The sequence below is a fragment of the Ralstonia sp. UBA689 genome, assembly GCF_002298975.1.
GTDB lineage: Bacteria > Pseudomonadota > Gammaproteobacteria > Burkholderiales > Burkholderiaceae > Ralstonia.
This window is the reverse complement of sequence record NZ_DBMV01000009.1, coordinates 21,360-48,134: the sequence shown is the minus strand read 5'-3', so window position 1 is coordinate 48,134 and position 26,775 is coordinate 21,360. Positions and strand designations below refer to the sequence as shown.

The 26,775-nt window shown below is 65.6% G+C and carries 24 protein-coding genes; 19 read left to right on the top strand and 5 right to left on the bottom strand.

The window, feature by feature from the left end; translation table 11 throughout:
- Entirely contained in the window at nucleotides 1-903 is a 903-nt protein-coding gene (rarD, locus tag B4F51_RS04175) for an EamA family transporter RarD (protein ID WP_296223832.1), read from the top strand.
- On the opposite strand, the gene B4F51_RS04170 is transcribed toward rarD, so the two are convergent.
- Nucleotides 889-2,787, bottom strand: a complete 1,899-nt coding sequence (locus B4F51_RS04170; RefSeq protein WP_296223831.1) for a M66 family metalloprotease — start codon at nucleotides 2,785-2,787, stop codon at nucleotides 889-891. The two genes, rarD and B4F51_RS04170, sit on opposite strands and share 15 nt — an antisense overlap.
- Nucleotides 2,788-2,971: 184 nt before the next feature.
- Between B4F51_RS04170 and B4F51_RS04165 the strand changes: the two genes are divergently transcribed.
- The 15 genes from B4F51_RS04165 (at nucleotide 2,972) to paaZ (ending at nucleotide 19,362) form a co-directional block, all read left to right on the top strand.
- The gene (locus B4F51_RS04165) at nucleotides 2,972-4,183 is read left to right on the top strand and encodes a phosphoglycerate kinase (RefSeq protein WP_296223830.1); all 1,212 of its coding nucleotides are present in this window, start codon (nucleotides 2,972-2,974) and stop codon (nucleotides 4,181-4,183) included.
- A 55-nt stretch (nucleotides 4,184-4,238) separates the two neighbouring features.
- Nucleotides 4,239-5,678: a pyruvate kinase gene (pyk, locus tag B4F51_RS04160; RefSeq protein ID WP_296223829.1), complete on the top strand. Its 1,440-nt coding sequence runs from the start codon at nucleotides 4,239-4,241 to the stop codon at nucleotides 5,676-5,678.
- 72 nt (nucleotides 5,679-5,750) lie between these two features.
- Nucleotides 5,751-6,815, top strand: a complete 1,065-nt coding sequence (fba, locus tag B4F51_RS04155) for a class II fructose-bisphosphate aldolase (RefSeq protein ID WP_296223828.1) — start codon at nucleotides 5,751-5,753, stop codon at nucleotides 6,813-6,815.
- A 70-nt stretch (nucleotides 6,816-6,885) separates the two neighbouring features.
- Nucleotides 6,886-7,851 (top strand): phosphoribosylaminoimidazolesuccinocarboxamide synthase, encoded by a 966-nt coding sequence (locus B4F51_RS04150; protein ID WP_414706674.1) that lies wholly within the window; start codon nucleotides 6,886-6,888, stop codon nucleotides 7,849-7,851.
- Nucleotides 7,852-7,867: 16 nt separating this feature from the next.
- The gene (gene purE / locus B4F51_RS04145; protein WP_296223826.1) at nucleotides 7,868-8,368 is read left to right on the top strand and encodes a 5-(carboxyamino)imidazole ribonucleotide mutase; all 501 of its coding nucleotides are present in this window, start codon (nucleotides 7,868-7,870) and stop codon (nucleotides 8,366-8,368) included.
- Nucleotides 8,369-8,375: 7 nt separating this feature from the next.
- On the top strand, nucleotides 8,376-9,611 hold the full coding sequence (locus B4F51_RS04140) for a 5-(carboxyamino)imidazole ribonucleotide synthase (RefSeq protein ID WP_296223825.1): 1,236 nt from the start codon (nucleotides 8,376-8,378) through the stop codon (nucleotides 9,609-9,611).
- A gap of 15 nt (nucleotides 9,612-9,626) precedes the next feature.
- Nucleotides 9,627-10,637 carry an L-threonylcarbamoyladenylate synthase gene (locus tag B4F51_RS04135; RefSeq protein ID WP_296223824.1) on the top strand — a complete coding sequence of 337 codons (1,011 nt, stop codon included), beginning with the start codon at nucleotides 9,627-9,629 and terminating at the stop codon, nucleotides 10,635-10,637.
- A gap of 143 nt (nucleotides 10,638-10,780) precedes the next feature.
- Nucleotides 10,781-11,821 carry an SGNH/GDSL hydrolase family protein gene (locus tag B4F51_RS04130; RefSeq protein WP_296223823.1) on the top strand — a complete coding sequence of 347 codons (1,041 nt, stop codon included), beginning with the start codon at nucleotides 10,781-10,783 and terminating at the stop codon, nucleotides 11,819-11,821.
- 294 nt (nucleotides 11,822-12,115) lie between these two features.
- Entirely contained in the window at nucleotides 12,116-13,426 is a 1,311-nt protein-coding gene (gene paaK / locus B4F51_RS04125; RefSeq protein WP_414706673.1) for a phenylacetate--CoA ligase PaaK, read from the top strand.
- A 36-nt stretch (nucleotides 13,427-13,462) separates the two neighbouring features.
- Complete coding sequence (gene paaA, locus B4F51_RS04120; protein WP_296223821.1) at nucleotides 13,463-14,473, top strand: 1,2-phenylacetyl-CoA epoxidase subunit PaaA; 1,011 nt, start codon at nucleotides 13,463-13,465, stop codon at nucleotides 14,471-14,473.
- Nucleotides 14,474-14,503: 30 nt separating this feature from the next.
- Entirely contained in the window at nucleotides 14,504-14,794 is a 291-nt protein-coding gene (paaB, locus tag B4F51_RS04115; RefSeq protein ID WP_296223820.1) for a 1,2-phenylacetyl-CoA epoxidase subunit PaaB, read from the top strand.
- An 8-nt stretch (nucleotides 14,795-14,802) separates the two neighbouring features.
- Nucleotides 14,803-15,576, top strand: a complete 774-nt coding sequence (gene paaC / locus B4F51_RS04110) for a 1,2-phenylacetyl-CoA epoxidase subunit PaaC (protein WP_296223819.1) — start codon at nucleotides 14,803-14,805, stop codon at nucleotides 15,574-15,576.
- Complete coding sequence (gene paaD, locus B4F51_RS04105) at nucleotides 15,570-16,112, top strand: 1,2-phenylacetyl-CoA epoxidase subunit PaaD (RefSeq protein WP_296223818.1); 543 nt, start codon at nucleotides 15,570-15,572, stop codon at nucleotides 16,110-16,112. Before paaC ends, paaD begins: the two co-directional genes overlap by 7 nt.
- Nucleotides 16,113-16,143: 31 nt before the next feature.
- Nucleotides 16,144-17,229, top strand: a complete 1,086-nt coding sequence (paaE, locus tag B4F51_RS04100; RefSeq protein WP_296223817.1) for a 1,2-phenylacetyl-CoA epoxidase subunit PaaE — start codon at nucleotides 16,144-16,146, stop codon at nucleotides 17,227-17,229.
- 90 nt (nucleotides 17,230-17,319) lie between these two features.
- Nucleotides 17,320-19,362 carry a phenylacetic acid degradation bifunctional protein PaaZ gene (paaZ, locus tag B4F51_RS04095; protein ID WP_296223816.1) on the top strand — a complete coding sequence of 681 codons (2,043 nt, stop codon included), beginning with the start codon at nucleotides 17,320-17,322 and terminating at the stop codon, nucleotides 19,360-19,362.
- A gap of 332 nt (nucleotides 19,363-19,694) precedes the next feature.
- Here paaZ and mobB read toward each other — a convergent pair whose 3' ends face one another.
- Entirely contained in the window at nucleotides 19,695-20,213 is a 519-nt protein-coding gene (mobB, locus tag B4F51_RS04090) for a molybdopterin-guanine dinucleotide biosynthesis protein B (protein ID WP_296223815.1), read from the bottom strand.
- Nucleotides 20,210-21,748: a D-alanyl-D-alanine carboxypeptidase/D-alanyl-D-alanine endopeptidase gene (gene dacB / locus B4F51_RS04085; protein WP_296223814.1), complete on the bottom strand. Its 1,539-nt coding sequence runs from the start codon at nucleotides 21,746-21,748 to the stop codon at nucleotides 20,210-20,212. The genes mobB and dacB overlap by 4 nt, the downstream gene beginning before the upstream one ends.
- Nucleotides 21,749-22,013: 265 nt before the next feature.
- On the opposite strand from dacB, the gene B4F51_RS04080 reads away from it, so the two are divergent.
- The 3 genes from B4F51_RS04080 to B4F51_RS04070 all read left to right on the top strand — a co-directional run bounded on the left by B4F51_RS04080 (nucleotide 22,014) and on the right by B4F51_RS04070 (nucleotide 24,661).
- Nucleotides 22,014-23,219, top strand: coding sequence for an MFS transporter (locus B4F51_RS04080; protein ID WP_296223813.1), 1,206 nt, complete (start codon nucleotides 22,014-22,016; stop codon nucleotides 23,217-23,219).
- 190 nt (nucleotides 23,220-23,409) lie between these two features.
- Nucleotides 23,410-23,829: a hypothetical protein gene (locus B4F51_RS04075; RefSeq protein WP_296223812.1), complete on the top strand. Its 420-nt coding sequence runs from the start codon at nucleotides 23,410-23,412 to the stop codon at nucleotides 23,827-23,829.
- Nucleotides 23,830-23,848: 19 nt separating this feature from the next.
- Complete coding sequence (locus tag B4F51_RS04070) at nucleotides 23,849-24,661, top strand: hypothetical protein (protein ID WP_296223811.1); 813 nt, start codon at nucleotides 23,849-23,851, stop codon at nucleotides 24,659-24,661.
- Nucleotides 24,662-24,697: 36 nt separating this feature from the next.
- Here B4F51_RS04070 and B4F51_RS04065 read toward each other — a convergent pair whose 3' ends face one another.
- A complete protein-coding gene (locus tag B4F51_RS04065) occupies nucleotides 24,698-25,450 on the bottom strand; it encodes a DUF1045 domain-containing protein (protein ID WP_296223810.1) in 753 nt (250 codons plus the stop codon).
- Between the two features lie 9 nt (nucleotides 25,451-25,459).
- Complete coding sequence (locus tag B4F51_RS04060; RefSeq protein ID WP_296223809.1) at nucleotides 25,460-26,635, bottom strand: alpha-D-ribose 1-methylphosphonate 5-triphosphate diphosphatase; 1,176 nt, start codon at nucleotides 26,633-26,635, stop codon at nucleotides 25,460-25,462.
- Between the last annotated feature and the right edge of the window lie 140 nt (nucleotides 26,636-26,775).

Sequence of the window (26,775 nt, the reverse complement as noted above, 5' to 3'; positions counted from 1 at the left end):
GTGTCAGCTTCCACTCGCAACGGCGCGATTTTTGCCTTCCTGGCCTACACGATGTGGGGCCTGTTTCCGCTGTATTTCAAGCTGCTCAAGACGGTTTCGCCGGTGGAGATCCTGTCGCACCGGGTGATCTGGTCGCTGGCGGTGATGGCGGTGATCCTGCTCATCAAGCGCCACTGGGCCTGGCTGTGGGCGCTGCGCACGCAGCCGCGCGTGGTGGGGCGCTATGCGGCCAGCACCACGCTGCTGGCGGCCAATTGGCTGACCTACATCTGGGCGGTCAACCACGACCACGTGGTCGATGCCAGCCTTGGCTACTTCATCAACCCGCTGGTGGTGGTGATGCTGGCGCTATTGGTGCTCGGCGAGCGGCTGCGGCCGGTGCAGTGGGTGGCGGTGGCGCTGGCGGCGTCCGGGGTGGTGTGGCTCACGTGGCAGGCCGGTAGCCTGCCGTGGATCGCGCTGGCGCTGGCGTTTTCGTTCGGGCTGTACGGGCTGCTGCGCAAGACTTCGCCGCTGGGCGCACTGGAAGGGTTGACGCTGGAGACGCTGCTGCTGTTTCCGTTGGCGCTGGGCTACCTGGGCTGGCTGGCTTCGCAACACCAGAACGTATTCTTGGCGGCATCGTCCGGCACGCAGTTGCTGCTGGCGCTGGCCGGCCCGGTGACGGCGCTGCCGCTGCTGCTGTTCGGTGCCGGCGCCCGGCGTATTCCGCTGTCATTGCTGGGGCTGCTGCAGTACGTGAGCCCCACGCTGCAACTGCTGCTGGGCGTGTGGCTGTACAACGAGCCGTTCGCCGGCCCCAAGGTGGCCGGCTATGTGCTGATCTGGGTCGGACTGGCGCTCTATAGCGCCGAGGGCGCGCTGCGCCTGCAGCAGCACCCCCAGGCCTTATCGGCTAAGTAGCACGGTTGGCGTAGCCGGCAGACCGTTCCACGCGGTCGGCGTATCGAGCAGTTCGACCTTGGCGATGGCCTTGTCGCCCGGCACGTTGATGGTCCACAGCTTGAAGCTGGCGCCATTGCTCGGGTCCGTGGTGTTGGCCGCCGGCGTGCCCGTGGGGCTGAACCACGGGCGGAAGCCGCCCTGCAGCACGCGGGTGATCTGCGAGCCGTCGTCATACGTGACGCGCACCGTGTAGTCGCAGCCGCTGGCATGGCAGTACCACGCGTACGTGCCGGTATTGGGCACAATGGCCGCGCGGTCGGCGGCGCTGGCCGGATCGAACGTGCGGATCAGGTTGCCGGTGTAGGGCAGCGGTGGATAGATTTGCGAGACGCCCGCCGTGCCCGCACGGCTGAACGTGATGGCAATCGCAACCACCGGCACATTGGTCTGCGCCGGCAGGTTCTGGTTGATGCCGTACAGGCCGTTGCTGGTGGTGGCGGGCGTATAGGCAACGCGCGCCTGGGCGTTCGCATCCCACTTGCTGTAGCCCGTGGGCGAGGCCGCGTCCGTCAGGATCTGGCCCTGCAGCCAGGCCTGCATCTTCCCCGCATTGAAATCCGAGAACGTGGCGAACTTGTAGCCAGGCGACTGATCGCCCGCGCCGCCCTGCATCGGATCCTGCTTGATGCAGTGGCCGGCGGAGTCGGTCTGGTGGCTGCTCGCGCAATTGGCGTAGCTGCTGGCCGTGGTCGGCACGCGGATGTCGAGGAATTGATTGTGGTTCGGGTCATAACCCCATACCGAGCCGGTCAGGCTGCCGCCCGCATATGGATACGTGCCGGCCGTGTAGGCAGCGCCCGCGTGCGGCAGGCCGAAGGCGTGGCCCTGCTCGTGGATGAAGATGCCGGTGTAGTTCTCGTCGCCGACGCCGGTGCCCCCGCCGATGCTGCCAAGGCCGCCGCCGAGGAAGAACTCCCGCCCCGTCGATGGATCGACCGACAGGATGGGCGCGTAGTACTGGTTGTTGGTCGGGCTTTCGCCGTTGGCTGCACGCAGGCCGCCAATCAGGCTCAGCACGGCGCTCATCACGGCGTAGCCGTCTTGCTGCTGGTTCATCGCCGTCATTGCGTAGGCGGGCTGCGCGACGTTGTTCCTGTCATTGCGCGGCCCGATCACGAGGTTTGACCACGCCACACGTCCGATCGGATGGTTCGTCGCTTTCAGCGCGGACACCGGCCACTTGGCAAAGATCTCTTGCTGCGTGGCCGTATCCGGTGCCCTGACCGACGAGAGCGGCTTGGTGTTCGTGTCGTTGGCCCCGAACAGGTAGAACGGCAGCACGCGCAGGGTGATGTCGGCGTCAGTGCCAAAACTGGGCGTGTGCCCATCACTGGCCGTGTAGTTGGCCGCCGACACGCGGAACGATGTGCCTGGTGCCATCCATGCGGCGGGTACGGTCGCGCTCCAGCGGTCGGTCGCATAGGGCCGGCCGTTGGATTCGGTCGGCGGCAGCGCGGCCGGCGCGTTCAGCGCGAGGCTGCCGAGCAGTGTGCCGTTGCGCCAGGCTTCCAGCTTGGGCTGCTGCACGTCGGTCTGCCCGATAGCGACCAGCGCGAGCGCCCCGCGATTGCCGATCAACTTGAACGAGCCGGTAGTGTTGGGCAGCGTCCACGCCAGACCGCCCTCGGGCAGCACGTGCGTCTGCGCGAATTCCAGCTTGGTCAGTGTCAGCGGGCCGGCGGCTGGCAGGGCGGGGCTGCCCGGTGCGCCTGGGGTGCCATCTGCCGTTGTGCCGGATGTGGTGTTGGTGGATCCGCCGTCGCCGCCTCCGCAGGCGACCAGCAACAAGGTGGTCAAGGCCGCCGCCAGCGCGGCGCGGCCCGTGGATGGCGCATGGCGCATCGTGATACTCCCGACATTGTTATGTTTATTGGCGCGCACATTGTAGCTTTGTGAGGAATTGTGAAGATGGGCGCGCACCTCTATCCGGAGGGATCCGGGTTTTCGCTTGTTCGTTCGGCTGGCAAGGAGGCAAGGGTGATCAGGTAAAATCGTCGTTTTCCGCGATCTCCTCTTTGTTGCTGCCATGCCTCACGTCCTGCGTCTGTCCGATCTCATCTCCGAAGGCAAGCTTGCCGGTAAGCGCGTGTTCATCCGCGCCGATCTGAACGTGCCGCAAGACGATGCCGGCAACATCACCGAAGACACGCGCATCCGCGCCTCCGTGCCGGCCATCCAGGCCGCACTCGATGCTGGTGCCGCCGTGATGGTCACCTCGCATCTGGGTCGCCCGACCGAGGGTGAGTTCAAGCCCGAAGACTCGCTGGCGCCGGTCGCCCGGCGTCTGTCCGAGTTGCTCGGCCGTGACGTGAAGCTGGTGCAGAACTGGGTCGACGGCGTGGAAGTCAAGCCCGGCCAGGTCGTGCTGCTGGAAAACTGCCGCGTGAACAAGGGCGAGAAGAAGAACAGCGACGAACTGGCCCAGAAGATGGCCAAGCTGTGCGATGTCTACGTCAACGATGCCTTCGGCACCGCCCACCGCGCGGAAGCCACCACGCACGGCATCGCCAAGTTCGCCCCGATTGCCTGCGCCGGCCCGCTGCTGGCTGCTGAACTCGATGCGCTGGGCAAGGCCCTGGGCCAGCCGGCGCGTCCGCTCGTCGCCATCGTGGCAGGCTCCAAGGTGTCGACCAAGTTGACCATCCTGAAGTCGCTGGCCGACAAGGTGGACAACCTGATCGTTGGCGGCGGCATTGCCAATACGTTCATGCTGGCTGCGGGCCTGAAGATCGGCAAATCGCTGGCCGAGCCGGATCTGGTGGGCGATGCCAAGACCATCATTGATCTGATGGCCGCGCGCGGCGCCTCGGTGCCGATTCCCGTCGACGTGGTGTGCGCCAAGGAGTTCAGCGCAACCGCTGCTGCCACCGTCAAGGACGTGAAGGATGTGGCGGACGACGACATGATTCTCGACATCGGCCCGAAGACTGCCGCACAGCTGGCCGACCAACTGAAGGCCGCCGGCACCATCGTGTGGAACGGCCCGGTCGGCGTGTTCGAGTTCGACCAGTTCGGCAACGGCACCAAGGTGCTGGCCGAGGCCATCGCTTCGTCGTCGGGTTTCTCGATCGCGGGCGGCGGCGACACGCTGGCGGCCATCGCCAAGTACAACATCGCCGACCGCGTGGGCTACATCTCCACCGGCGGCGGCGCGTTCCTGGAGTTCCTGGAAGGCAAGACCCTGCCGGCTGTGGAAATCCTGGAGCAGCGCGCCCAGAATCAGGCAGCGCGGGCCTGATCGTCACGCGCCGTCTGCCGCATCGCTCAACAACACCAACGAGACACCGCCGCCCATGACCCGCTCCACCAAGATCGTCGCTACGCTCGGCCCTGCATCCAGCACGCAGGAAGTTCTGACCCGCATGATCGCGGCCGGGGTGGATGTGGTGCGGCTGAACTTCTCGCACGGCAGCGCGCAGGATCACATCGACCGTGCGCAACTGGTGCGCGAAGTGGCGCGCTCGGTCGGCCGCGAGGTCGGCATCATGGCTGACCTGCAGGGCCCGAAGATCCGCGTGGGCAAGTTCGAAAACGGCAAGATCACACTCAGCCCGGGTGATCGCTTCACGCTCGATGCCCGCTGCGAGCTGGGCAACCAGGAGCGCGCGGGCCTCGACTACAAGGAGCTGCCGCGCGACGTTGGCCCTGGCGATTTGCTATTGCTCAACGACGGCCTGATCGTGCTGCAGGTCGAGCGCGTGGTCGGTGAAGAGATCGAAACCATCGTCAAGATCGGCGGCGAGTTGTCCAACAACAAGGGCATCAACCGCCAGGGCGGCGGGCTGTCGGCCCCGGCGCTCACCGCCAAGGACATGGAAGACATCAAGACCGCGATGGCGCTGGGTGCCGATTACGTCGCGGTCAGCTTCCCCAAGAACGCCACCGACATGGAAATGGCGCGCCAACTGGCCGCCGTGGCCGGTGCGCCGCACGGCCACAAGGCCAGGATGATCGCCAAGATCGAGCGTGCCGAGGCCATCCGCCCGGGCGTGCTCGAAGAGATCCTGGCAGCCTCCGACGGCATCATGGTGGCGCGCGGCGATCTGGCGGTGGAGGTGGGCAACGCCTCCGTGCCGGCGTTGCAAAAGCGCATGATCAGGCTCGCGCGCGAAGCCAACAAGCTGGCCATCACGGCCACGCAGATGATGGAGTCGATGATCGTCAACCCGGTGCCGACACGCGCCGAGGTGTCGGACGTCGCCAACGCCGTGCTCGACGGCACCGATGCGGTGATGCTCTCCGCCGAAACCGCCGCCGGCCGCTATCCGGTCGAGACCATCGAAGCCATGGCAGCCATCTGCGTGGAGGCCGAAAAGTCGCAGCCGGTCCATTTGGATACGGACTTCCTCGACCAAACGTTCGCCCGCATCGACCAATCGATCGCCATGGGGGCGCTGTTCACGGCCTACCATTTACAAGTGAAGGCGATTGCCGCGCTCACGGATTCCGGCGCCACCGCGCTGTGGATGAGCCGTCATGGCATCAACGTGCCGATTTATGCGATGACGCCGAATGTGCGCTCGCAGCGCGCGATGGCGCTGTACCGCAACGTGCAGTCGCTGCCGCTGGCGACCAGCCTGGACCGCGACGAGGCGCTGCACCAGGCGGAAGAACTGCTGGTCGCGCGCGGTGTCGTGCAGCGCGGCGACTTCATCGTCCTGACCGTCGGTGAGCCGATGGGGCAGGCGGGCGGCACCAATACGCTCAAGATTGTGCGCGTCGGCATGCACTGACGCGCTGTCGGGTATGCCGGTTGCTGCTGGCGTCCCTGAGACCGAATACAGATCGACCCATAGGAGAAAACCATGCCACTCGTCTCGATGCGCCAACTGTTGGACCACGCCGCGGAAAACGGCTACGGCCTGCCGGCGTTCAACGTCAACAACCTGGAGCAGGTCCAGGCTGTGATGGAAGCCGCCAAGGAAACCGGCGCGCCGGTCATCCTGCAGGCCAGCGCGGGCGCCCGCAAATATGCCGGCGAGTCCTTCATCAAGCACCTGATCCAGGCTGCCGTAGAAGCCTATCCTGAGATCCCGCTGGTCATGCACCAGGACCACGGCCAAAGCCCGGCGATCTGCCAGGGCGCGATCGACCTGGGCTTCGGCTCGGTCATGATGGACGGCTCGCTGCGCGAAGACGGCAAGACCCCGGCCGACTTCGACTACAACGTCGACGTGACGCGCCGCGTAGTCGAGATGGCGCACAAGGTTGGCGTCACTGTCGAGGGTGAACTCGGCTGCCTGGGTTCGCTGGAGACCGGCGAAGCGGGCGAGGAAGACGGCCACGGCGCCGTCGGCAAGCTTGACCATTCGGCCCTGCTGACCGATCCGGAAGAGGCCGCCCAGTTTGTCAAGGCCACCCAGCTTGACGCGCTGGCCATCGCCATTGGCACCAGCCACGGCGCCTACAAGTTCTCGCGCAAGCCCACCGGCGACATCCTGGCGATCAGCCGCGTCAAGGAAATCCACGCGCGTATCCCGAACACCCACCTGGTGATGCACGGCTCGTCGAGCGTGCCTCAGGAACTGCTGGCCATCATCAACCAGTACGGCGGCAAGATGAAGGAAACCTACGGCGTGCCGGTCGAGGAAATCCAGGAAGCCATCAAGTACGGCGTGCGCAAGATCAACATCGACACCGACATCCGCCTGGCAATGACGGGTGCGGTGCGCAAGTTCCTGGCTGAGAATCCGGACAAGTTCGACGCCCGCGAATGGCTCAAGCCTGCGCGCGAGGCCGCCAAGCAGGTCTGCAAGGCGCGCTACATCCAGTTCGGCTGTGAAGGTCAGGCCGGCAAGATCAAGCCGGTCGGCATGTCGGTGATGGCGCAGCAGTACCAGAGCGGCGCCCTGGCGCAAGTGGTGCAATAAGCATTTTGCGTCGTAAGTAGAGCAACGGCTGGCACTGCGCCAGCCGTTTTGCATGGGGCCGGCCCGTATAATGTCGGCCTTCCACGTTTTTCACATCCACTTGGGTTCCGCCGTGTCCGCCACCCCTGCCGCCTCCGCCCTTTATCAATCGTCGATCACCAGCCTGCCGTTGCTCGGCCGGGGCAAGGTGCGCGAGAACTACGCCGTCGGCGACGACAAGCTGCTGATGGTTACCACCGACCGCCTGTCGGCCTTTGACGTGATCCTCGGCCAGCCGATTCCGGACAAGGGCCGCGTGCTCGCGCAGATGTCGGACTTCTGGTTCAACAAGCTGCGCCATATCGTGCCGACGCACGAGACGGGCATTGCACCGGAAACCGTGGTGGCCCCGAATGAAGCGGACCAGGTGCGCGGCCGCGCCATCGTGGTCAAGCGCCTGAAGCCGATCCTGGTGGAAGCCGTGGTGCGCGGCTATCTGGCCGGCAGCGGCTGGAAGGATTACCAGGCCACCGGCGCCGTGTGCGGCGTGCAGTTGCCCGCTGGCCTGCAGAACGCGCAGAAGCTGCCCGAGCCGATTTTCACGCCGGCCGCCAAGGCCGACGTGGGCGAGCATGACGAGAACATCTCCTTCGATGAAGTCGAGCGCCGTATCGGCAAAGAGCTCGCCGCGCAGATCCGCGACGTGAGCATCCGCCTGTACAAGGAAGCCGCCGACTTTGCCGCCACGCGCGGCATCATCATCGCCGACACCAAGTTCGAGTTCGGCCTGGACGAGAACGGCACCCTCACGCTGATGGACGAGGCGCTCACCGCCGATTCGTCGCGCTTCTGGCCGGCCGATTCGTACCAGGTTGGCACCAACCCGCCGTCGTTCGACAAGCAGTTCGTGCGCGACTGGCTCGAAGCCGTGCGCATCGACGGCAAGCCTTGGCCGAAGACAGCCCCGGCGCCCGAGCTGCCCGCCGACGTGATCGAAAAGACCGCGAACAAGTACCGTGAAGCGCTGACCCGCCTGACCGGCGAAACCCTGCGCTAAATAAAGGAGCGACGCGATGACCGCACAGCAATCCGCTCCGCTGGTTGGCGTGGTGATGGGCTCGAACTCCGACTGGGAGGTCATGCGCCATGCCGCCGACATGCTCACGCAGTTCGGCATTCCGTTCGAGGCGCAGGTCGTCTCGGCGCACCGCATGCCTGACGACATGTTCCGCTACGCCGAAGCCGCACGCGGCCGGGGCTTGCGCGCCATCATCGCCGGGGCCGGCGGGGCAGCGCACCTGCCGGGCATGATCGCCGCGAAGACCATCGTGCCGGTGTTCGGTGTGCCGGTGCCGTCAAAGTATCTGCGCGGCGAAGACTCGCTGCTGTCCATCGTGCAGATGCCCAAGGGCATTCCGGTGGCGACGTTTGCCATTGGCGAGGCAGGCGCGGCCAACGCGGCGCTCGCGGCCATCGCCACCATTGCCACCATCGATGCGGCTCTGGCAGAGAAGCTCGAAGCCTTCCGCGCACAGCAGACCGAAGTGGCGCGTGGCATGACGCTGCCCATCTGATCCCGCTATGGCTGATGATCTGAACCCTCGCCTGTCACAGGCGCACTCCGCTGAATCCCGCGCGCTGAACGTCCCCAACGCGATCCTGCCCGATGCCTGGCTTGGCATGCTGGGCGGTGGCCAGCTCGGCCGCATGTTCACGCACGCCGCGCAGGCGATGGGCTACAAGGTCTGCGTGCTCGACCCGGACCCGAACAGCCCCGCCGGCACCATCGCGGAGCGCCATCTGTGCGCAGGCTATACCGATGAAGCCGCATTGGCCGAGATGGCTGCGCTGTGCCCGGCTGTCACCACCGAATTCGAGAACGTGCCGGCCATGGCGCTCGATCGCCTGGAGCAACTCGGCGCGTTCGTTGCGCCGCGTGCCAATTGCGTATCGATCGCGCAGAACCGCATCGCCGAGAAGAAGTTCTTCGCGCTGTGCGCCGCACGTACCGGAATCCACCCGGCACCGAGCTGGGTGATCGAGCACGAAGCCGACATCGAGCAACTGCCTGCTGACCTGCTGCCCGGCATCTTGAAGATCGCCCGCATGGGTTATGACGGTAAGGGCCAGGCGCGCGTGTCGACCGTCGACGAATTGCGTGTCGCCTGGGCTGCCATGCAGCATGTGCCGTGCGTGCTGGAGAAGATGCTGCCGCTGGCGTACGAAGTGTCCGTGCTGGCTGCCCGAGGCGTCGACGGCAGCACCGCCACCTGGCCGCTGGCCGAGAACGAGCATCGGGACGGCATCCTGTTCTCGACCATCATGCCTTCGCGTAGCGTGTCGGACGACGTTGCCACGCGCACCCGCGCGGCTGCGGCGATGATCGCCGAGGAGATGGGCTATGTCGGTGTGCTGTGCATCGAGTTCTTCGTGCTGCAGGATGGCTCGCTGGTGGCCAACGAGATGGCGCCGCGTCCGCACAACTCGGGGCACATCACCATGGACGTGTGCGAGACCAGCCAGTTCGAGCAGCAGGTGCGCGCCATGGCCCGCCTGCCGCTGGGCAGCACGCGCCAGCACTCGCCGGGGCGTATGCTGAACGTGCTGGGCGACGTGTGGTTCGAGTACGGCCTGGAGCGTACGCCCGCGTGGCACCAGGTGATGGCGCACAGCGGCGCCAAGGTGCACCTGTACGGTAAGGCCGATGCGCGGCCGGGCCGCAAGATGGGCCACGTGAATTGTGTCGGTACCTCGCCCGAAGTGGTGGACGAGGCTTTCCGCCATGCCGCGCACGTGCTCGGCCTGCAGCCTGATTAAGAACGCATCGTCATCATGCACAAGTCGACCACGCCGTACGTCATGCCTCCGCGCGAACGCCTCGATGAGGCCGCGCGCAGGCTGGAGGCGGGCGAGCTGGTTGCTTTCCCGACCGAGACCGTCTATGGCCTCGGCGCCGATGCCGAGAACCCGCAGGCCATCGCCAAGATCTATGCGGCCAAGGGCCGGCCGTCCAACCATCCGGTGATCGTGCATGTGGTGGACGGCGCCGACATTTCCTACTGGGCCGACGATGTGCCCGGCATTGCGCTGCAACTGATCGAAGCCTTCTGGCCCGGCCCGCTGACGCTCATCCTCAAGCGTGCGCCGCACATCCCCGCGGCGGTGGCGGGAGGACAGGACAGCATCGGGCTGCGCTGCCCATCGCATCCGGTGGCGCAGGCGCTGCTGTCGCGTTTCAAGCGCGGGCGTGGCGGCATTGCGGCACCGTCGGCCAACAAGTTCGGCCAGGTCAGCCCGACCACCGCGCAGCATGTGCGCGATGAATTCGGCGACGCGGTGTTCGTGCTCGAAGGCGATGGCGTGGATGTCGGCATCGAATCGACCATCGTCGACCTCTCGCGCCTGGATCAGGGCATTGGCCCGGTGCTGCTGCGCCCGGGGGCCATCACACCCGAAGACATCGAGCGCGTGACCGGCGAGATGCCTTCGCTGCCCGATGCGGCTGCACCGCGTGCTTCCGGCACGTTGAAGGCGCATTACGCGCCGCGCACGCCGCTATACATGTTGTCCGCCGATGACGTGCCCGCGCGTCTGGCCTCACTGCCTGCCGGCAAGCGCATCGTCTGGCTGGGGTCACCCGTGACACTGCCAGCCGGCAGCGACCAGCGCCTCGCCCCCACCACGCCCGCTGGCTACGCAAACGCGCTGTATGCATTGCTGCGCGAACTCGATCGCGGCGGCTACGACGCCATCTGGGTAGAAACCCTAGCCGATACCCCCGCCTGGGCTGCCGTCAACGACCGCTTGCGTCGCGCCGCCGCCGCGTTCGAATCGAGCCTCTAATTCTTACGGGGCACGCGTTCGCCGTGCGCCCGGCAACCTCGCTACACTTGGGCGTTGTGTCGTCCTGCGTGCTTCAAACGCGCGCGGCGAGGTTACGCACCGCGGCACCACACATCAAAAAAATTCCACACGGGAGACAGACCATGAAGTTGCGTCAATGGATGGGGGTTGCATCGGCGGCCCTCGCCTTGGGCCTGACCGCTTGCGGCGGCGAATCCGATCAAAGCGGCAATCCCAATGTTGCCCAGGTACAGCGCATGGTGGTGTTCGGCGATAGCCTGAGCGACGCCGGCACCTACACGCCAGCGGCGGCAGCCGTGGGCGGCGGCAAGTTCACCACTAATCCCGGCCCGATCTGGGCGGAAACCGTGGCATCGCAACTGGGCGTGGCGCTGACGCCGGCCGTGATGGGCTACGCGAATCAGGTGCAGACTTGCCCGAAGCCCGGTTGCTTCGACTTTGCACAAGGTGGCTCGCGCGTGACCGACCCGAACGGCATCGGTCATAACAATGGCGCTGGCGCGCTCACGTATCCGGTCAAGCAGCAGCTCGCCAACTTTTACGCGGCCAGCAACAACACCTTCAACGGCAGCAACGACGTGGTGTTCGTGTTCGGCGGCAACAACGACATCTTCTACTGGGCTGCCGCCGTGGCCACGCCGAACTCGGGTGTGACGCCGGCCATTGCCACCGCGCAGGTGCAGCAGGCCGCGACCGATCTGGTCGGCTATATCAAGGACATGATCAGCAAGAACGCGACGCAGCTCTATGTGTTCAACCTGCCTGACAGTAGCCTGACGCCGCAGGGCGTGGCTGGCGGCGTGGCGGGTCAGGCGCTGCTGCACGCGCTGGTGGGCACGTTCAACACCACGCTGCAGGCTGGCCTGACTGGCACCACCGCCCGCGTGATCGACTTCAACTCGCAACTGACGGCCGTGATCCAGAACGGTGTTTCGTTTGGTTTCTCGAACACCAGCACGCCCGCATGTGATGCGACGAAGATCAACGCGCTGGTGCCGGGCGCGGGCGGCAGCTCGCTGTTCTGCTCGGCCAATACGCTGGTGGCGGCGGGTGCGGATCTGTCGTACCTGTTTGCCGACGGCGTGCACCCGACCACCGGCGGCCATCGCCTGATCGCCAGCAACGTGCTGCAACGTCTCTTGGCTGACAGCCTGATGCACTGATCGGGACGCACTCCGCATTCAGCAAGACGCCCGCGTAAGCGGGCGTTTTTGTTTGCGCTTGAGAGGCTGAGGAGCTAGATCTTCGGAAAGCGGCTGCAACCGGACTCTCGTGTGAGCCGCTTGAAAGCGGGGAGGGTTTTCACCTACGCGATTGACCTCCATCAAACCTGCCAACAATATTATTATGTACCGACCGGTCGGTTAATAAATAGATTGCACCAGAAATGGTGCCCACGGTCGCTCAATTGGTTCACGAGCGAGATGCCGCATCACCACCCAGGACGCCCCATGGTCATGATTCGCCCCCACGCCGAAGACCTGGACCCGATCGAGCGGGCCAGCCGAGATGAGATCGCCGCGCTGCAGTTGCAGCGCCTCAAGCGCACGTTCGCGCACGCGTACGAGAATGTGCCGCACTATCGCAAGGTGTTCGACGAGAAGGGCGTGCATCCGGGCGATCTGAAGTCACTTGCCGACCTGTCGAAGTTTCCGTTCACCGCCAAGCAGGATCTGCGCGACAACTACCCGTTCGGCATGTTTGCCGTGCCACGCAGCCAAGTGGCGCGCGTGCACGCATCGTCGGGCACCACCGGCAAGCCGACCGTGGTCGGCTACACGCAGCGCGACATCGACACCTGGGCCGATCTGGTCGCCCGCTCCATTCGCGCGGCGGGCGGGCGAGCCGGCGATATGGTGCATGTGGCGTATGGGTATGGCCTCTTCACAGGTGGGCTGGGTGCGCACTACGGCGCCGAACGCGCCGGCTGCACAGTGGTGCCCATGTCGGGCGGCCAGACCGAGAAGCAGGTCCAGCTAATCCAGGATTTCAAGCCCGACATCATCATGGTCACGCCGAGCTATATGCAGGTGATCATCGAAGAGTTCGTCCGCCAGGGGCTGGACCCGGCTGCTTGCTCGCTCAAGGTCGGCATCTTTGGCGCCGAGCCTTGGACGGAAGCCATGCGCCGCGACATCGAGGCGAAAGCCGGCATCGATGCGGTGGACATCTACGGCCTGTCCGAAGTCATGGGCCCGGGCGTAGCGAGCGAATGCATCGAATCCAAGGACGGCCCGGTCATCTGGGAAGACCACTTCTATCCGGAAATCGTCGATCCGCAGACTGGCGAGGTGTTGCCCGACGGCGAAGAGGGCGAACTGGTGTTCACCTCGCTTTCCAAGGAGGCGTTGCCCATCATCCGCTACCGCACGCGCGACCTGACGCGCCTGCTGCCGCCGACGGCGCGCGCGTTCCGGCGCATGGGCAAGATCGTCGGCCGCAGCGACGACATGCTGATCATCCGGGGCGTCAACGTCTTCCCGACCCAGGTGGAAGAGATCGTGCTGCAGCACGCGAAGCTCTCCGGCCAGTACCAGCTCGTCATCAGCCGCGAGGGGTTGCTCGACCAGGTCGAGGTTCGCTGCGAACTGCAACCCCAGGCCGGTGATATGAGCAGCGACGAGCGGCACGCGATTGCCGGATGGCTGCAGCACCGGATCAAGACGATGGTGGGTATCTCCACCAAGGTCTCGGTGCTCGCACCGAATTCAGTCGAGCGTACGCAGACGGGCAAGGCGCGGCGCGTGATCGATTCGCGCCCGCGCTAGCGCGACGGCCGCTGCATCAACACAAGAGGAAACGCTATGTACACGCAAGCCATGGACACCATGGGCAAGGAGCCGGACGACGCAGCCAAGGCCGTGCGCTCTACCGATGAGCTCGCGCTGCTGGCGCGCTTCGATGCCCGCATCGATGAAGGCGGCTACATCGAAGCCAAGGATTGGATGCCGGAGCACTACCGCAAGACGCTGGTGCGCCAGATCAGCCAGCACGCGCACTCCGAGATCGTCGGCATGCTGCCCGAGGGCAACTGGATCACGCGTGCGCCCACGCTCAAGCGCAAGGCGATCCTGCTGGCCAAGGTGCAGGACGAGGGCGGCCACGGCCTCTATCTGTACGCCGCCGCCGAGACGCTCGGTACCTCGCGCGACGAGATGCTGCACGCTCTGCATACTGGCAAGGCCAAGTACAGCTCGATCTTCAACTACCCGACGCTGACCTGGGCCGACATCGGCACGATCGGCTGGCTGGTCGACGGCGCGGCAATCATGAACCAGGTGCCCATCTGCCGCTGCTCCTACGCGCCGTATGCGCGCGCCATGATCCGCATCTGCCGTGAAGAAAGCTTCCACCAGCGCCAGGGTTTCGATTCGCTGCTGGTGATGATGCAGAAGGGCACCGACGCGCAGCGCGCCATGGTGCAGGACGCCGTCAACCGGTGGTGGTGGCCGTGCCTGATGATGTTCGGCCCACCGGATGACCAGTCGCCCAATTCCGCGCAGTCGATGCGCTGGGGTATCAAGCGCGTGAGCAACGACGAGCTGCGCCAGAAGTTCATCGATGCCACGGTCGAGCAGGCCAAGGTGCTGGGCATAACGCTGCCCGATCCTGACCTGAAATGGAACGAAGCTCGCCAGCACTATGACCATGGCCCCATCGACTGGGATGAGTTCTGGCGTGTCATTGGCGGCAACGGTCAATGCAATCGCGAGCGCCTGGGCGCACGTGTCAAGGCCTGGGAAAACGGAGCGTGGGTGCGCGAGGCCGCGCTGGCTTATGCAAGCAAACAGACTGCGCCCAAGCAAGCCGCTTGAGGCTTGAGTTCAGCACAGAGAGGAACCGACATGACGACGCAAAACGAATGGCCGCTGTGGGAAGTGTTCGTGCGGCCCAAGGCAGGTCTTGACCATAAGCACTGTGGCAGCCTGCATGCGGCAGACGCCAAGATGGCGATCCAGATGGCGCGCGACGTGTACACGCGGCGCCAGGAAGGCACCAGCCTCTGGGTGGTGCGCTCCAGCGACATCGTCGCCAGTGATCCGGGCGAGAAGGGCGCGTATTTCGATCCGGCCGAAGACAAGGTGTATCGCCACCCGACCTTCTACACGCTGCCTGAATCCGTCAATCACATGTGAGGCCGGCCATGCAAGCATCCATCCAACCGAGTCGGTCTCCTGGCGTCCAATACGTATTGCGCCTGGGCGACACCTGCCTGCTGCTGGGGCAGCGCCTGGGCGAATGGTGCGGCCACGCGCCCATTCTCGAAGAAGACATCGCCCTGGCCAACATCGCGCTGGACCTGATCGGCCAGTCGCGTGCGCTGCTCACGCATGCCGGCGCCAGGGAAGGGCAGGGCTTCGATGAAGACCAGCTCGCCTTCCTGCGCGAGGAGCGCGACTACCTGAACCTGACCATGGCGGAGCTGCCGCGCGGCGACTTTGCTGTAACGGTGTTGCGCAACGCCATGACGGCCATCTTCCTAAGGCTGATGTGGGAGCGCCTGGCGCAGTCCTCCGATGCGGAACTGGCTGCCATCGCCGGTAAGGCGGTGAAGGAGGCGCGCTACCACGTGCAGCACTCCATCGACTGGGTGGTCCGGCTGGCCGGTGGCACGGCCGAATCGCGCAAGCGCATCGAGTCAGCGTTGAGCCAGCTTTGGCTCTATACGCCGGAGTTCTTCGAGGACGATGCCGTCGACACCTTTGCGGCAAGCACCGGGCTTGGGCCTCGCTGGTCTGAGTTGCAGGACGCATGGCACGCCGAAATGGCGGCGCTGCTGGAAGAGGCCGGTCTGGCGATGCCGCAAGAGCAGGCGTTCCGCAGCAGCGGCAAGCGGGGCGTCCACTCCGAGCACATGGGCTACATCCTGACCGAGCTGCAGTACCTGCAGCGTACTTACCCCGGAGGTGCATGGTGAGCACGCCGTCGTCCATCGTGTCCGTCAGCGCAGCCGAGCGCGTGCAACGCGCCTGGAATCTGCTGGGCACCGTGCTCGACCCCGAGGTGCCCGCGCTGTCGATCCGCGATCTGGGCATCGTGCGGGATGTGTGCCTCGACGGGCAGGAGCTTGAGATTGTCCTGACCCCGACCTATTCGGGCTGCCCCGCCACCGAAGCGATCGAGCGCAGCGTGCTCGACGCCATCGACGCCGCAGGGCTGGGGCCGTCGCATGTCCGCCTTCAGCGCGCGCCGGCATGGACCACAGACTGGATCAGCGAAGACGGCCGCCGCAAGCTGCGCGAATACGGCATTGCGCCGCCGGGCGCCGTCACCGCCGGCGATGCCGTGCCGATGCAGTTCGTCCGCCGCCGCGAGCGCGAGACACCCGTGTCATGTCCGCGATGCGGCAGCGTCCACACCGAACGGCTGTCCGCATTCGGATCGACGGCGTGCAAGGCGTTGTATCGCTGCCTATCGTGCCGGGAACCGTTCGAGCACTTCAAGCCCATTTGAGTGCCCTGCATCCAAGACTACCGAGACCGTCATGAACTTCACATTCCACCCCTTGCGTGTACGCTCGGTCGAGCCCGATACACAAGATGCCGTGGTCGTCTCCTTCGACGTACCGGAGGATCTGCGCGACGTCTTCGCCTTCACGCAAGGCCAGCATCTGACGCTGCGCACCGAGATTGACGGCAAGGACTTACGGCGTTCGTACTCCATCTGCGCTGGCATGGACGACGGCGCGCTGCGCATCGGCGTGCGCAAGGTATCGGGTGGCGCATTTTCCAACTGGATTCACGCGCACCTGCATGCGGGCGATGTTGTCCAGGTGATGGCGCCGCAAGGCCGCTTCTTCGTGCCACTCAATCCGGCAGAGCAGCGGCACTACGTCGGCATTGCCGCCGGCAGCGGCATCACGCCCATCCTGTCGATCCTCAAGACCGTGCTGGCGCGCGAGCCGCACAGCACCTTCACCCTGATCTACGGCAATCGCTATCTGCGCTCGACGATGTTCAAGGAAGAGATCGAGGATCTGAAGAACCGGTACATGTCGCGCCTCGTCCTGCACTACGTGTTCTCGGGTGAACACACCGACACACCGCTGACCCAGGGCCGGTTGAACGAGGAGAAGATCGGCGCATTCCTCAAACATCTGGTGCCGGCTTCGGGCATCGACCACGCGTTCATCTGCGGCCCGTTCCAGATGAACGACGATGCCGAGGCCGCCCTGCTCGCCGCAGGCGTGCCCGAAGACCGCATTCACATCGAGCGCTTCGGTCTGGCCAAGCAGGCCGAGGGCCAGGTGGATGCCGTCGTGCACGAGGCCAAGCCGGGCGATGCCGAGCAGGCGCGCGTCGTCATCGTGCGCGATGGGCTCTCGCGCGAGATCGAGTTCCGCAAGGACCAGCCGAGCATTCTCGATTGCGCGTCCGCTGCGGGCCTGGAGGTGCCTTACTCGTGCACCTCCGGCGTGTGCGGAACCTGCCGCGCCAAGCTGCTGGAAGGCAAGGTCCGCATGGAGCGCAACTTCGCGCTGGACAAGAGCGAAGTCGAAGCCGGCTTCGTGCTCACCTGCCAGGCGCATCCGTTGACCGAACGCGTCGTCCTGTCGTTCGACGAGCGCTGATCCGACATCCCCCCGCAAGGCCGGTATGCGACGCATGGTCGCCTGGCCGACCGTGCCCCAATTTCCAGGTTGAACGAGTCTGAGAACCCCATGACGACCACACTTCAAAGCTTCATCGGCGGCCGCTGGATCGGCCAGGAAAGCGCGCAGGTGCTGCGCAGCGCCGTCAATGGCAGCCCTGTGGCGGCAACGCACGCGGAAGCCATCGATTTTGGCGAGGCCGTTGCCTTTGCGCGTACCGCAGGCAAGTCGCTGCTTGCGCTCGATTTTCAGCAGCGCGCAGAGCGGCTCAAGGCGCTGGCCAAGTTTCTGACGGAACACAAGGAATCGCTGTACGCAATTTCCGCGCACACCGGGGCCACGCGCACCGATAGCTGGATCGATATCGACGGCGGTATCGGCACGCTGTTCGCCTACGCCAGCATGGGGAGCAACGAGCTGCCCTCCGGCAACCTGCTGCACGAAGGCCCGGCGATTCCCCTGGGCAAACAGGGCACGTTTGCGGGCACGCACATTCTGGTTCCGCGTGCGGGGGTGGCCGTGCATATCAACGCGTTCAACTTCCCCATCTGGGGGTTGCTGGAGAAATTCGCGCCGAGCTTTCTGGCGGGCATGCCTTGCATCGGCAAGCCGGCCACGGCCACCTGCTACGTCACGGAGGCAGCGGTCCGGCTGATCGAGCGGTCGGGCATTCTGCCGCCGGGTAGCCTGCAACTGGTCATCGGCGGCACGGGCGATTTGCTCGATCGCCTGCAGGAGCCGGACGTGGTGACGTTCACGGGGTCGGCGGATACGGCAGCAAAGTTGCGCGTGCATGCGAATCTGATCCGCCGCTCCATCCCGTTCAACGCCGAGGCGGACTCGCTCAATTGCGCGATCCTGGCACCCGATGTCACGTCCGATGACGAGGAGTTCGATCTCTTCATCAAGGAAGTTGCCCGCGAGATGACAGTCAAGGCAGGGCAGAAGTGCACGGCCATCCGTCGCGCCATCGTGCCGCGCCAGCATCTGGATGCGGTGGCGAACGCGCTCAAGACTCGGTTGGCCAAGACGGTGGTGGGCGACCCGGCGCGTGAAGACGTCCGCATGGGCGCTCTGGCTTCGCACGCGCAGAAGGCCGACGTGGCAGAACGCGTGGCGATGCTGCGCCGACATGCAGAGTTGGTCCTCGGGGATCAGGGTAGCTTCACGCCAGTGGGCGAAGGCGTTGCAGAAGGCGCGTTCTTTGCACCGACGCTGCTGCTGTGCCAAGACCCGCTAGGCAATGCCGAGGTGCATGACATCGAGGCTTTCGGCCCAGTCAGCACCCTGATGCCGTATGACGATCTGGACGAGGCGCTGGCGCTTGCCGCACGCGGGCGCGGCAGCCTGGTGGGCACGCTGGTGACGCGCGATCCGAAGATTGCCGCCAGGGCCATTCCCGTGGCTGCGGCATGGCACGGCCGGCTTCTGGTGCTCGACCGCGAAGCGGCGGTGGAATCGACCGGCCATGGTTCGCCGCTGCCGGCGCTCAAGCACGGCGGGCCGGGGCGCGCGGGTGGCGGCGAAGAGCTCGGCGGCATCCGTGCGGTGAAGCACTACCTGCAGCGCACCGCTGTGCAGGGCTCACCGACCATGCTGAGCGCCGTCACCGGCGAGCACGTGCGCGGCGCACGTGTCCACGAATCGGCCGAGCATCCGTTTCGCCGCTGGTTCGAGGATCTGCAGATCGGTGATTCGCTGCTCACGCATCGGCGCACCGTCACGGAGGCTGACATCGTCGCCTTTGGCGGCCTGTCGGGCGATTACTTCTACATGCACTTTGACGACATCGCCGCCAAGCAATCGCAGTTCGGCAAGCGCATCGCGCATGGCTATTTCGTGCTGTCCGCCGCAGCCGGGTTGTTTGTGTCGCCGGCGCCGGGTCCCGTGCTGGCGAACTACGGTCTCGATACGCTGCGCTTCATCAAGCCGGTGGGCATTGGCGACACCATCCGCGCGCGCCTGACGTGCAAACGCAAGGTGGACCGCAACAAGCGCGACGCCAACGGCGTCGGGCAAGGCGTGGTGGCGTGGGACGTGGAAGTGACCAACCAAGACGACGAACTGGTGGCAAGCTACGACATCCTGACGCTGGTCGCCAAGCGGTCCTGAGAACCGCCTCACGATCGACCGAACTCGCTTGGGCGCCAACCTACGCCCCCCAGCCGGTTTGGCCGTTGATGCCCTATGCGGCGCCTTGAATTTTTGTGAGCGGGCGGAAAGAGGAAGGAGGCTTGTCTGAGCGAAGCGAGTTTGCCTCCTTCCCCGCCCGGTCACGGAAATTCAAGGGGAAGTCGCCGCATCGGGCGCGCCTTNNTTTCTTTGCTTACTTTCTTTGGCAAGACAAAGAAAGTGAGTCGGCCCCGGCAGGGGACGAAACACAGGACGCACCACCAGCATCAACGAATTGCCACGTGCGCAAGCTAGCCTCCCGAGCGACCGCGCTAAGAGGCGCCCACCAGTTGCAAGGCAAACCGATACACCGCCTCCACGTCATTCAGATCCAACACCGTCACCCCTTCGGGCACCTGCACCGCATCAGGCGCATCGGTGGCCACGGCCACCACGCCGCCAATTTCCGGCCACAACGGCGCCCGGCCCAGCGCGGGCCGGAACACTTCGATTTTCGGGAAGGCGCTGCGCTTGTAGCCTTCGACGATCACCAAGTCGGTTTCAGGCGAGAGCAGCGCCAGCACGTCGGCCAGTTCCGGCTCGTGGGCGGGCATGAATTCGCGCATCAGCACGAGGCGCTCGCCGCCCACCAGCACCACCTCGGCGCTGCCGGCTTCGCGCATGCGGTGCGAGTCCTTGCCCGGCGTATCGAGATCGAACCCGTGGTGCGTGTGCTTGATGGCGGCCACGCGGCGTCCATCGCGCACGAAGCGGGCGATCAGTTGCTCGATGAGCGTGGTCTTGCCGCTGCCCGAGGTGCCGGTGATGCCGAGAAGCGCAGGCGTACTCATCGCGGCGCGCCCTGGTAGATCCACTGCAGCAGCGCATCGTGCGCAGCCTGCCCGGCGCTGGCATTCGGGTGGTTGATCATGCTGACCACCACGAAGCGCTGGCCGTTCTCGCCTTCCACGTAACCGGCGATGGCGCGCACGTCGTTGAGCGTGCCGGTCTTGATCTCGGCGTTGCCGGCCACGCCGGCACGTGTGAGGCGGTTGCGCATGGTGCCATCCACACCCACCACCGGCAGCGCATCGCGCAGGATGCCGCCGTTCGGGTTGGCATCGGCCTGCTGCAGCAGGCGCCCCATGTTGCGCGCGCTGATGCGTTCGATGCGCGACAGGCCCGAGCCGTTCTCGATCACCAGTTCAGGCATCGTCAGGTTCTGCCGGGCGAGCCAGCGGTTGATGACCTCGGTCGACTGCTGCACCGAAGCGGGTTTGCGGCCGATCTCCGCGCCGATAGTCAGGAAGAGCTGGCGGGCCATCACGTTGTTCGAATATTTGTCGATGTCGTGCACGACATCGGCCAGCGTCGGGCCGTAATGCGTGGCCAGCAGCACGGCCTGGCGCGGCACCTTGCCTTCGCGGATGCCGGGCGTGAAGCGCGTCTTGCCGCCGGCCTGCTGCCACAACGCCAGGAATCCACCCCAGATGAAATCGGCATGCGTGAGCGCAGCGATGTTGAAGACGCGCTCGCCGCAGGCTGCAGCGTAGCGGCCGTCGAAGCTGGCCAGCACACGGCCGTCGGTTTGCGTGGCGATGTTGGCGCCGGAGAGCGTCTTCCAGTCACCACAACCGCCGCGCGTGACCTGCAACTGATTGTCGATCTGCAATTGCGCCAGCGGCGGCGACACGTCGATGTTGACCGAGCCATTGCCCGCATCAGGGGTGAGCGTGAAGGTGAGCGTCTTGAACGAATACAGCAGCGCATCGGGCGCGACGTTGTAGGCGCGCGCGCTGTCACCATCCAGCGGCGGGGCTTCGGACAGACCATTTTCGAAGTACGTGTGGTCGAGCACGATGTTGCCGGCAAGCTCGTCCACCCCGGCGCGGCGCACGTCGTTCACCAGCTTGACGAGTTCTTCGGGAATCAGCTTCGGATCGCCCTGGCCGCGCAGGTAGAGGTTGCCGCTGAGCACGCCCCGGTCGGGCTGATTGTCCGCATAGGCGGAGGTCTTCCAGCGGAAGTCCGGGCCCAGCAGGTCCAGCCCGGCAAAGGTGGTCAGCAGCTTCATGGTCGACGCCGGGCTCATCCCGATGTCGGCATTCCACTGCAGGATGGGCGTGGCACTGCCGGTGCGGACCACAAACACGCTGACCGCATCGAGCGGGATGTGCGCGCGGGAAAACGCCATCGCCACATTGGCGGGCAACCCGGCCGGGTTGTGCGCGGCTTGGCGCTTTTGCGCGGCACTGGCAACGGTTGCGGTATGGGCCTTGGGTTTCCTGGCTTCGGCTTGCGGCGCCGCGATGAGGGCCAAAAGGGCTGCGCAGGTGAGCGCGCAGCGCGACAGGTTCAGCAAACGGGTCGGACGAATTCGGGCCATCGGGAAGGGCAGGGTGAGGCACATGCGCGTGCGTTATGTGCGGACGCAGGCATGTTAACGCAGCAGCCCTGCGCTTCGGCCGACAAGCAACAAGGCGTTTGTCGTCCAATTCGTGCGGAATCGCATACGTGTGACGGCTCCGTCATCGGCATGCCGACGCAGGCAATGCCACGCTGCAAAGCATTGATCAGGATGACGCGGTAGCATTGGCGCCTTGGTGGCGCGCGGCATAGCGGCGCCACGGATGGTTTTCTTGCAGTCCTCCATGTCTTCCGAATTTGTGTCTGAACTCGTGCAACCCGCCGGCGTCCTGCAGCCACGCCGGCTACCGTTGTCAGCCCGCGCGGCGACGATGGCGCTCTTTTTCGTCAACGGTGCAACGTTTGCGACCTGGGGCATCCACATTCCCACCGTGAAGGCGCGCTTCGGGTTATCCGAGGCGTCGCTGTCGCTGGCGATGTTCATGGTCGCCGCGGGTGCCATCCTCTCCATCAAATTTGTGGGCCGCTGGGTGGCACGCGTTGGCACGCAGCACGCCAGCATGCGGGGCGGCTTGGCGTTCAGCGCGATGCTGGCGTTACTCATGCTGATGCCAAGCTACCCGGCGCTGTTGGTGGCGCTCTTTCTGTTCGGTATCAGCACCGTGGGTTTCGACGTGGCCATCAATGCACAGGCCACCACGGTAGAGGCCAACCACCACAAGCCGATCATCTCGTCGCTGCACGGCATGTTCAGCCTGGGCGGCATGGTGGGCGCGGCCGTGGGTGGCGTGCTGCTGGATCTGGGTGTGCCCCCGGCCGTGCATTGCGGTGGCATGGCGCTGGTCTTGATGGCGACGGCGCTGTGCGCAGGGCCGTTCATGCTGCCCGACCATGTGCATGCGGAAGGCGAACCCGCGCATCCAACCACTGGCCGCACGCTTTTCGTGCTCGGTCTGTTGGCCTTCTTTGGGCTGTTGGGCGAAGGCGCGATGTACGACTGGACCACCGTCTATATGCGCGAGATCGCCCAATCGCCCGAGGCCATAGCCAGCGCGGGCTATGCGGCGTTCTCGGGCGGTATGGCACTCGCGCGCTTCGGCGGCGATTTCGCGCGCGGACGCTGGGGCAATACGCGCGTGCTTGGCGCCAGCGGCGTGCTGGCCACGGGCGGCATCCTGCTTGCGCTCCTGTGGCCGGCCCCGGCTGCCGTGCTGGCGGGCTTCACGTTGATGGGCGTGGGCGCGGCCAACATGGTGCCGATCTTCTTCATCACGGCATCGCGCCTGCCGGGCGTGCCGGCGGCAGAAGGCATCGCGGCGGTGGCGCGCTTCGCCTACGTGGGCCTGCTGATCGGCCCGGTCATCATCGGGCTGATTGCGCATCGCTCCGACTTGCGCTGGGGGCTGTCGGTTGTGGCGCTTACCATGGCGCTGATTGCCGTGGCAGGGCCGGGGGCCATTCGACCGAAAGGCCCCAAAGCGCATCGCTGATTTCGCTCAAATTGCTAAAAAAATAAGCAGTTTCTGTGCGTTGACTTTCGCGTGCGCTTGCCATAGCTTACGGCGAGGAGAGGGGGTTTTCCGGCGTCGTCGCCATGATCTGATTGTGAGACGGCATCGGGATACGTTCAAAACGAGGCTGCATACGCAGCCCAAACGACCCATAGGAAAGGAGCTTCAAATGCCGTACAAACGTCTCACTCTCGTGGCAGCGGCTGCTGTCGTGGCAGCCATCGGCAGCATGGCCCACGCACAGACCGACAAGAAGTTCGACCCCTATAGCCAGGGCGCCAACGCCGGCGGCAAGTACGATCCCTACACCCAGGGTGCGAAGGCCGGCGACAAGTTTGACCCGTATTCGCAGGGCGCCAACGCCGACAAGAAGTTCGATCCGTACACGCAAGGCGCCGACAGCACCTCCAGCGCGCTCAACCCGGGCGCCCAGCCGGCCAATGTCGAGAAAGGCAAGTACGATCCGTACACCCAAGGTGCCAAGGCTGGCGACAAGTTCGACCCGTACACCCAAGGCGCCAAGGCCGGCGACAAGTTTGACCCGTACAGCCAGGGTGCCAAGAGCAAGGACCCGAACGCGAAGCAGTAACCCCGTGCCATCCGGGTTCATGAAGACGCTGATGCATCACCCGGTGCATCGGCGTTTTTCTTTTTGGATGCTCGTAGTGCTGGTGGTGGCGGGCCTTGCGCCAACAGCGCATGCCGCAGGCCTGTGCACGGCATCGTGGGTGCATGACGGCAGCCGCTTGCGGCTGGACGGCAACGGCAAGACGCCGATGATCGTCGAGTTCACCCTGCACGACGTCAATCGCGATATCCCGGACGGCTGCGAGATCGGCCTGCATATCTACGCCAAGTCGGGCCTGGTGGCGCTGGGCGGTCGGCCGATCGAGACCGTGCAGGAGCATCAACTGCTGGTGGACGAAGCCGGCGTGGTCACGCGCATCGTAAGTATCAACGGGCGGGTATTTGCGCAAAGCGAGCATGCCGATCTGGTCGGTACCGTGAGCACCGCCATCTCGGGCATGTTCCTGTACGGCGCGGGCCTGGCACCCGAGGCCGAGATGTTGCCCGGCGATACGTACGAATCGAGTTTCGATTTTGACGTGGTTTCGCCCCGCCTGGGGATTTCGGTCGGGCACATGCGGGCCGAGAAGGCCAAGGTAGTGGTGTCCGAGCGCCAAGTGGGCCCGCCGCAACCGGTGAACACGGTGGTTGGCATCCTGCAGTGCAGGCCGATCCGCTATACGCGCACGGCCATGCTGGGTGTGCTGCGTCTGGGCGATGAATCGATCGAGCCTGCCCCGACCGTTGCCCACATCACCGATTGGTTCTGCCCGGAGGCGGGCGTGGTGATGCGCCAGGAGGTCGAGCAGCACGGTCAGACGCAGGTCATCGACGTAGTGGATCTCACACGCTGAGCGCGTTTGTGTGTCGCGACATGACCTGCCGCGACATCATTCGACGCTGCCGTCGAAGCGGTAGATGCGCGCGACCGTGAAGGGCGCCTCCGGCTCGGATTGCGTGAACAGCGCGATGTGGTCGATCTGCATGGTGGGCGGCAGGACCACGTGGGCGGCCTCCAGGGCGCGGTAGCAGGCGAGCTGCTCGGCATGGCCCAGCCGGCCGGTAAGCGTGATGTGGAACGTGAAGGTGTCGAACACGTACGGGTAGCCCCAGCGCTGCAGGTGATGCTCCTGCGCGTCGGACAGGCCAGCCTGGCGCCGACGCGCCAGTTCTGTGGCGGGGGGCGGAGCGCGGAAGGTGTCGAACTCGCGCACGCAGGCATCTGCGAACCGGTGGAGGGCGTCGCGCGCCGGGTCGCCATGGCGCAGGCGCCAAGCCAGGAAGCCGCGCAGCGTCTGCAACGCCGGCTCGATCATGAACGCGTCGCGCTGCGGCGCAAACCGGCGCAGCGCGGCGTCGAGGTCTTCGACTGTGTGCGTGTCGGCCAGGCGGAAGGGCGGTTTGAAGGTGGCGTGCAGGCCGTAGTGGCGGGGTGCCTCGGTCCAGCGGTCGAGCGTGGTGAGGTCGATGCGGGCGTCGTGGGCCAGCGGCTGGCGCAGATCGGCGTCGATGGGTTCGTTGCGCCGCGCGCAGCGGCCGAGCCAGCGCGTGCCGAGCGTGTACCACGGTTCGGGCGGCAGCAGGTAGAGCGCGTATCGGTGGGCTCTGGGTAACGCTTGTAACGCTGGCTGCGGCGCTTCCATGTTGGCAGTTCAGTCGATCAGCGGTAGATGCCCGGTCGCGTGGCGCAGCCGGCCGCCCACCACGGCGGCCACCACGCGCGGCAGGCCGGGGCGGCGATCATCCACCACGATGGCATCGGCGCGCAGGCCGGTGGCGAGCGTGCCGCGGTCGCTCAGGCCGGCAGCCTCTGCCGGGTTGGCCGCCACCAGCGCCCACGCCTGCGCCAACGGCGCCACACCGTGCTCGGCCAGCTTGAACGGCGCAGCCAGCAAAGCGGGGTAGTAATAGTCGGAAGCCAACACCGTGCCCAGCCCGGCCGCCACCATGGCCGCCGCATCGGGCGCGCCGTTGTGACTGCCGCCGCGCACCACGTTGGGCGCGCCGAAGACGATGTGCCCGCCGTGCGAGCGCGCCGCGCGGGCCACCGCTTCGGTCAGCGGGAATTCGGTGACGGTGCAGCCATGGGCGTGGAAGGTGTTGCGCGTGGCGATGTCGGGCTCGTCGTGCGAGGCCATGCGGATGCCGCGTTGCCGGGCCGCCCGCGCGAGCGTGCCGAGTACCGCGTCGAGCTTGCCGCTGTTGACGGCGGCTGTGTTCAGGCGCGCACGGAAGGTGTCGACATCGCACTCGGCGCGGTCGGCGTACTGCGCGAGCTTGCGCGCATCGCCGAGCTTGTCGCGCATCATCGGCAGATGGTCGTTGAACGACAGGAAATGCACGCGGCCGGCGGCCATCCAGGCCAGCGCATCGGCCACGCCGTCGGCGTGGTGCAGCTCGAAGCGCAGATGCATCAGGTGCTGGGCACCCAGGTGCTCTCGCATGGCTTCGAGCGTGTCGAGCATCCGCAGCGCATAGGCATGGCCACGCAGGCCGCCTTCCCACGAATACGTCACACCATGGAATTCGGTGGTGATGCCGCTGGCAAGCAACTGGCTGTCTACGTCGGCCAGGGCGGTTTCGTACGGAAAGGCCACGCCCGGGCGCGGCATGACGGCACGCTCGAAGGCGTCGCCATGCAGGTCGACGATGCCGGGCAGAACCAGCAAGTCGCCGCAGTCGAGCATGCCGCGCGTCGGGTTGGCATCACACGCGGCGATGCGCCCGTCGCGGAACTGCACGGCAGCTTCGGCCAGCCCTTCGGCCAGCAGGGTACGGCGCGAGACAAGGCCGGCCACGTGGCCGACGGAGGACGAAAACGATTGCATGTGATGACTTTGCGAAAACCTGGGCGCTGTTCCGGTGTTCTTATGCACGGATGTTGTGCTCGCATTGTGCCGCAACTGCCATGCCGCCCGATGCGACATCAGTCATTTCCCCCACTCTGAAGTGGGGAGGGGCATCCAAA

Coding starts and splice junctions, on each gene's coding strand:
- B4F51_RS04080 (WP_296223813.1), top strand. CDS start 22,014: ATGTCTTCCGAATTTGTGTCTGAACTCGTGCAACCCGCCGGCGTCCTG.
- purE (WP_296223826.1), top strand. CDS start 7,868: ATGACCGCACAGCAATCCGCTCCGCTGGTTGGCGTGGTGATGGGCTCG.
- B4F51_RS04170 (WP_296223831.1), bottom strand. CDS start 2,787: ATGCGCCATGCGCCATCCACGGGCCGCGCCGCGCTGGCGGCGGCCTTG.
- B4F51_RS04065 (WP_296223810.1), bottom strand. CDS start 25,450: ATGGAAGCGCCGCAGCCAGCGTTACAAGCGTTACCCAGAGCCCACCGA.
- fba (WP_296223828.1), top strand. CDS start 5,751: ATGCCACTCGTCTCGATGCGCCAACTGTTGGACCACGCCGCGGAAAAC.
- paaE (WP_296223817.1), top strand. CDS start 16,144: ATGAACTTCACATTCCACCCCTTGCGTGTACGCTCGGTCGAGCCCGAT.
- pyk (WP_296223829.1), top strand. CDS start 4,239: ATGACCCGCTCCACCAAGATCGTCGCTACGCTCGGCCCTGCATCCAGC.
- B4F51_RS04070 (WP_296223811.1), top strand. CDS start 23,849: ATGAAGACGCTGATGCATCACCCGGTGCATCGGCGTTTTTCTTTTTGG.
- paaA (WP_296223821.1), top strand. CDS start 13,463: ATGTACACGCAAGCCATGGACACCATGGGCAAGGAGCCGGACGACGCA.
- B4F51_RS04165 (WP_296223830.1), top strand. CDS start 2,972: ATGCCTCACGTCCTGCGTCTGTCCGATCTCATCTCCGAAGGCAAGCTT.
- B4F51_RS04130 (WP_296223823.1), top strand. CDS start 10,781: ATGAAGTTGCGTCAATGGATGGGGGTTGCATCGGCGGCCCTCGCCTTG.
- paaC (WP_296223819.1), top strand. CDS start 14,803: ATGCAAGCATCCATCCAACCGAGTCGGTCTCCTGGCGTCCAATACGTA.
- paaD (WP_296223818.1), top strand. CDS start 15,570: ATGGTGAGCACGCCGTCGTCCATCGTGTCCGTCAGCGCAGCCGAGCGC.
- paaB (WP_296223820.1), top strand. CDS start 14,504: ATGACGACGCAAAACGAATGGCCGCTGTGGGAAGTGTTCGTGCGGCCC.
- B4F51_RS04075 (WP_296223812.1), top strand. CDS start 23,410: ATGCCGTACAAACGTCTCACTCTCGTGGCAGCGGCTGCTGTCGTGGCA.
- B4F51_RS04150 (WP_414706674.1), top strand. CDS start 6,886: ATGTCGGCCTTCCACGTTTTTCACATCCACTTGGGTTCCGCCGTGTCC.
- paaK (WP_414706673.1), top strand. CDS start 12,116: ATGATTCGCCCCCACGCCGAAGACCTGGACCCGATCGAGCGGGCCAGC.
- mobB (WP_296223815.1), bottom strand. CDS start 20,213: ATGAGTACGCCTGCGCTTCTCGGCATCACCGGCACCTCGGGCAGCGGC.
- dacB (WP_296223814.1), bottom strand. CDS start 21,748: ATGGCCCGAATTCGTCCGACCCGTTTGCTGAACCTGTCGCGCTGCGCG.
- B4F51_RS04140 (WP_296223825.1), top strand. CDS start 8,376: ATGGCTGATGATCTGAACCCTCGCCTGTCACAGGCGCACTCCGCTGAA.
- paaZ (WP_296223816.1), top strand. CDS start 17,320: ATGACGACCACACTTCAAAGCTTCATCGGCGGCCGCTGGATCGGCCAG.
- B4F51_RS04060 (WP_296223809.1), bottom strand. CDS start 26,635: ATGCAATCGTTTTCGTCCTCCGTCGGCCACGTGGCCGGCCTTGTCTCG.
- B4F51_RS04135 (WP_296223824.1), top strand. CDS start 9,627: ATGCACAAGTCGACCACGCCGTACGTCATGCCTCCGCGCGAACGCCTC.